Source organism: Sphingomonas sp. (assembly GCF_035317925.1).
GTDB lineage: Bacteria > Pseudomonadota > Alphaproteobacteria > Sphingomonadales > Sphingomonadaceae > Sphingomonas_I.
On record NZ_DATHFV010000017.1, the window covers coordinates 1 to 5,221 of the forward strand.

Below are 5,221 nucleotides of genomic sequence, written 5' to 3' on the forward strand. Positions count from 1 at the left end.
AGACTGCCCTTCTGCGTGACATGACCGCCGAGCCGGTGGCGCAGCGCCGCGTGCAGCAGATGCGTCGCCGAATGGTTGGCGCGCAGCTGGCTGCGGCGCGCGACATCGACCGCGAGATGGATCGTATCGCCCGCCTTGATCACGCCGCTGCGCACGATCGCCTTATGCGCATGCAGCCGCCCAAGCGGCTTCGACGTATCGGCAATATCCGCGACGAAGCCATTGTCGTTGCTGGCGATACCGGCGTCGCCCATCTGGCCGCCGCTCTCGCCGTAAAAGGGCGTCTGGTTGGTCAGGATGGTGACTTCGTCGCCTTCGCGCGCCTGGTCGACGCGCTTGCCGTCCTTGACCAGAGCCACGACCTGCGCGTCACCCTGATGGCTGGTGTAACCGATGAATTCGGTGCCGCCGAGTTCTTCGGCCACGTCGAACCAGACGTCGTCCGACGCCTTGTCGCCCGAGCCCTTCCACGCGGCGCGCGCGGCGGCTTTCTGTTCGGCCATCGACGCGTCGAAGCCGGCGCGATCGACCTGCAGGCCCTGCGCGCGGAGCGCATCCTCGGTCAGATCGTAGGGGAAACCGAACGTGTCGTAGAGCTTGAACGCGACCGCGCCGGGAAGCGTATCGCCCGTCTTCATCGGCCCGGTCGCCTCGTCGAGCAGGCGCAAGCCGTTGGCGAGCGTCTGGCGGAAGCGGGTCTCCTCCAGCTTGAGCGTCTCTTCGATCAGCGGCTGCGCGCGGACCAGTTCGGGATAAGCCGCGCCCATTTCGGAGACCAGAGCCGGCACCAGCCGGTGCATCAAGGGCTCGGCCGCGCCCAGAAGGTGGGCGTGGCGCATCGCGCGGCGCATGATCCGGCGCAGCACATAGCCGCGCCCTTCGTTGGCGGGCAGCACGCCGTCGGCGACGAGGAAGCCCGACGCGCGCAGATGGTCCGCGATCACGCGGTGCGAGGCCTTGTTGGCGCCGTCGGTCGCGCTCTTGGTCAGCTCGCCGGAGGCCGCGATCAGCGCCCTGAACGTGTCCGTATCGTAATTGTCATGCACGCCCTGGAGCACGGCGGCGATGCGCTCGAGCCCCATGCCGGTATCGATCGACGGCTTGGGCAGATCGCCCGTGATCTGGTCGGCTTCCTGCACGAACTGCATGAAGACGAGGTTCCAGATCTCGACGAAGCGGTCGCCATCCTCATCCGGGCTGCCGGGCGGGCCGCCGGGAATATGATCGCCATGATCGTAGAAGATTTCGGAACACGGCCCGCACGGACCGTCCGAGCCCATCGCCCAGAAATTGTCCTTGGTCGGGATGCGGATGATCCTGTGATCGGGCAGGCCCGCAATCTTCTTCCACAGATCGAACGCCTGATCGTCGGTATGATAGACGGTCGCGGTCAGCTTCTCCGGGTTTATGCCCCACGTCTTGGTCAGCAGCGTCCAGGCATGCGTGATCGCCTGTTCCTTGAAATAATCGCCGAACGAGAAATTGCCGAGCATCTCGAAGAAGGTGTGATGGCGCGCGGTGTAGCCGACATTGTCGAGATCGTTATGCTTGCCACCCGCACGCACGCACTTCTGGCTCGACGTCGCGGTCGAATAAGGCCGCGTTTCCAAACCGGTGAAGACATTCTTGAACGGCACCATGCCCGCGTTGACGAACATCAAAGTCGGATCGTTGTGCGGCACCAACGGCGCCGACGGCACGATGCGATGGCCCTCGCTTCCGAAATATTCGAGGAAGGAACGGCGGATGTCGTTGGTCGATGTCATGCGGGCGACTTAGTGGAGGGGCGCGCCCTTCTCAAGCGGCAGGGTTACTCCAAGCTCAAAGCCCTCTCCCGCTTGCGGGAGAGGGTTGGGTGAGGGTCTTCTTCTGCTGTTTGGCCGGTACGACAGAACAAGAAGGCCCTCACCTCCCACCGCTTCGCGGCGGGCCCCTCCTCTTCCGCAAAGGCGGGAGAGGGCTAAGTCACCCTAAACGGGATCGTCGATCGATACGCGCGGTTCGCTGAACCACGTCGGGCCGCTCTCTGTCATGTGGAAGCAATCTTCCAGCCGCACGCCGAACTTGCCGGGCAGGTAGATACCGGGTTCGTCGGAGAAGCACATGCCTGGCGCGAGCTTCGTCATCTCGCCATGGACCAGATTGACCGGCTCGTGCCCGTCGAGACCGATGCCGTGTCCGGTGCGATGCGACAGGCCAGGCAATTTGTAGCCCGGGCCGTAGCCGAAGCTTTCGTAAAGCCGCCGCACCGCATCGTCGACGCTGCCCGCGGCCGCACCGACCTGCGCCGCCTTGATCGCGGCCTGCTGGCCCTGATGGACCTGATCCCACACCAGCCGTTGTTCCTTGCTGGCGGCGCCGAACACGAAGGTGCGCGAGACATCCGACTGATAACCCTGCACGTTGCAGCCGCAGTCCATCAGCACGATCTGGCCATCCGCGACGCGATGGACGGTGCGCGATCCGTGCGGATAGGCCGCCGCCTCGCCGATCAGCACCAGGCTGAACTCGACCTCGCCGCCCAGCTTGATCGTCGCCGCATCCATCAGCGCCGACACGTCGTGGCCGGTCATGCCCTTTTCGACGCGGGGATGGACCCAACGATAGGCGGCAATCGTGATGTCGGTCGCCTTCTGCATCAAGGCCAGCTCGGACGGCGTCTTGATCATGCGGCAGCCGCGCACCACCGGATTGGCCGAGACCAGTTTCACGCCGGGCAGCGCGTGCTGGAGACCGTCGACCGCGAAATAACGCAAAGTCTCCTCGATCCCGATCGTCCGGCCCGCGAGCTTGCGGTCCTTGAGGAAGCCCGCGACCAATTGCAGCGGATTCTGATCCTCCTGCCACACGCGCACTTCGCCCGGCACGTCGAGCGTCTCGCGGATCGAGGGCTCCTCGAAGAAGGGCGTGACGATGCAGGCCTCGCCCTCGGCCGGCAGGATCGCTGCGGTCAGACGCTCGCTGCGATGCCATTGAATGCCGGTGAAATAGACGAGCGAGGCGCCCGGCTCGATCAGCACCGCGCCGATATTGTTCGCGCGCATCAGGGCCTGCGCCCTGGCGACGCGCGCGGCCCGTTCGGCGCGGCCGATCGGCACAATATCGCCGGTCATCGGCTGCAGCCCCGACAGATCGGGCTCGGCGGCGCGCAGGATCGATGGAACGGACAGCAACGGAAGCGCCACCGCGGCGCCGAGAAAGGCGCGGCGGCTGGCGGGGAACGATCGATCGTGACGCATCGAAAACGACGATAAGAGCGACCGCGCGCGCTGGCCAGCCCTCCCCTTCGGGCGTAAAGAAAGCACGGGGTTCGGAGGGAAAACCAATATGCGTTGGATGATGCTTGCTGTCGCCGTCGGGCTCTCGCCCGCTTTGGCGCAGGACAAGGCCGCATCCGACACGCTGGAGGCCACGCCCCCGCTCGACGCCGCGCCGATGTGCAGCGGCGACATGACCGCACCCAGGACGGCGATGATCCTGTCGGGCTATGGCGGCGGCGGCTTCCCGATCCGCACCGCCAGCCCGCGGGCGCAGGCCTATTTCGACAATGGCATGCAGCTCGCCCACGCTTTCGCGCACAAGGCGGCGATCGTCGCGTTCCACGAAAGCGCCAGGCTCGATCCGAATTGTGCGATGTGCGTGTGGGGCGAGGCATGGGCGTCGGGCCCGACGATCAACTATCCGATCACGCCGGACGACGCGAAGACGCTGGCGGTGATGGCCGCCAGGGCCGAGGCGCTTGCCGCCAACGGCTCGGAGAAGGAACGTGCACTGATCACCGCGCTCAAGCTTCGTTACCAGTCCGGCGACAAGGCTTCGGACAATCTGGGGTTCGCGCGCGCGATGGCGGTGATCGCGCGATATTACCCGCAGGATGACGAAATTGCGGTGATCGCCGCGGATGCGTGGATGATCACCGGCTCGACCGACAATATCGCAAAGGCGGTGGGGCTGCTCGAGCAGGTGCTCAAGCGCAACCCGGACTATACGCCCGCGATCCATTTCTACATCCATGCGACCGAAATGGCGGGCTATCCCGGCCGCGCCGAGCCTTATGCCGACAAATTGGCGTCGCTCGCGCCATCGGCCGCGCACCTCGTGCACATGCCGTCGCATACCTATTACCATATCGGCCGTTACCAGGATGCGGTCGACGCCAATGTGAAGGCGGTCGCGCTCGGCATCGCCAATGCCAGGCGGCTCGGCCTGGCGGAACCCGACGGCGTATGGGACCTGCCCTATCACGCGCACAATGTGCAATATGGCGTCGGCGGCGCGCTGCTGTCGGGCGACGGCAAGGATGCGCTGGCGCTGAGCGATCCGCTGATCGCGCGTGCGGCCGTGGGCAAGCAGAAGGACAAGGACGTCTTTCCGCAGATGGTGGCCGGGACCGGCTACTTCGCCGAAGCGCGCTATGCCGATCCGCACAAGGTGCTGGCGCTGCCCGAACCGACTTTGCCCTACGTGAAGGCCTATTGGCATTATGCGCGCGGCGAGGCGGCGGCACGGCTGGGCGATGCGGCCCTGGTGCGCAAGGAGGCCGCGGCGATCCCAGACCATGTCGGCCCCGAGAAATATGACGATGCGACCGACGGCGCCGGCCGGATGATGCGGATCGCGCACCGCGTGCTCGACGGGCGCGCGGCGATGCTGGAGAACAAGCCCGACGAGGCGCTGCGCGCGTTCAAGGCGGCGGCGAAGATGCAGGAGACCAAGGCGTTTCTCGGCTTCTCCGATCCGCCCGCTTTCTGGTATCCGGTGCGGCGCGACATGGCGGCCGCCTTGCTGGCGATGGGCAAGCCCCAGGATGCGCTGCGCGAGGCGGACGACACGCTGAGGGCGACCCCGAAGGAGCCGGTAACGCTCGCGATCAAGGCGCAAGCGGAGGCGAAGCTCGGCCAGGCGGCCGATGCGGCGGCGGATAGGAAACTGGCTCTGGCATTGTGGCACGGCGAGCGTCGGATGTTGCCCGATGCGCCGGTTGAGATGGCTACGCGCTAACCAACCACACACGTCATTCCCGCGAAGGCGGGAATCCATTCCGCGGCTAGGCGCTGGCCTCCCGATGGATTCCCGCCTTCGCGGGAATGACGGAAAAGAGGGCGGGTCCAGACCCGCCCTCTTCCCGCTCAGCCCGCGAGGAAGGCGTCGACCTTCTGCAGGAAGACCGCCGGCTGATCGATCATGATGAAATGATAGGAGCCGTCGATGCGTTCGACCT

At 65.8% G+C, this 5,221-nt stretch carries 3 protein-coding genes; 1 reads left to right on the forward strand and 2 read right to left on the reverse strand.

What is annotated here, in order from left to right:
- The coding region (gene alaS, locus VK533_RS00970) for an alanine--tRNA ligase (protein WP_324374125.1) at positions 1-1,766 on the reverse strand (1,766 nt) is incomplete at its 3' end.
- Positions 1,767-1,970: 204 nt separating this feature from the next.
- Entirely contained in the window at positions 1,971-3,239 is a 1,269-nt protein-coding gene (locus VK533_RS00975) for a Xaa-Pro peptidase family protein (protein ID WP_324374127.1), read from the reverse strand.
- Between the two features lie 88 nt (positions 3,240-3,327).
- Between VK533_RS00975 and VK533_RS00980 the strand changes: the two genes are divergently transcribed.
- Positions 3,328-5,001: a hypothetical protein gene (locus VK533_RS00980; RefSeq protein WP_324374128.1), complete on the forward strand. Its 1,674-nt coding sequence runs from the start codon at positions 3,328-3,330 to the stop codon at positions 4,999-5,001.
- The last annotated feature ends 220 nt before the right edge of the window (positions 5,002-5,221 follow it).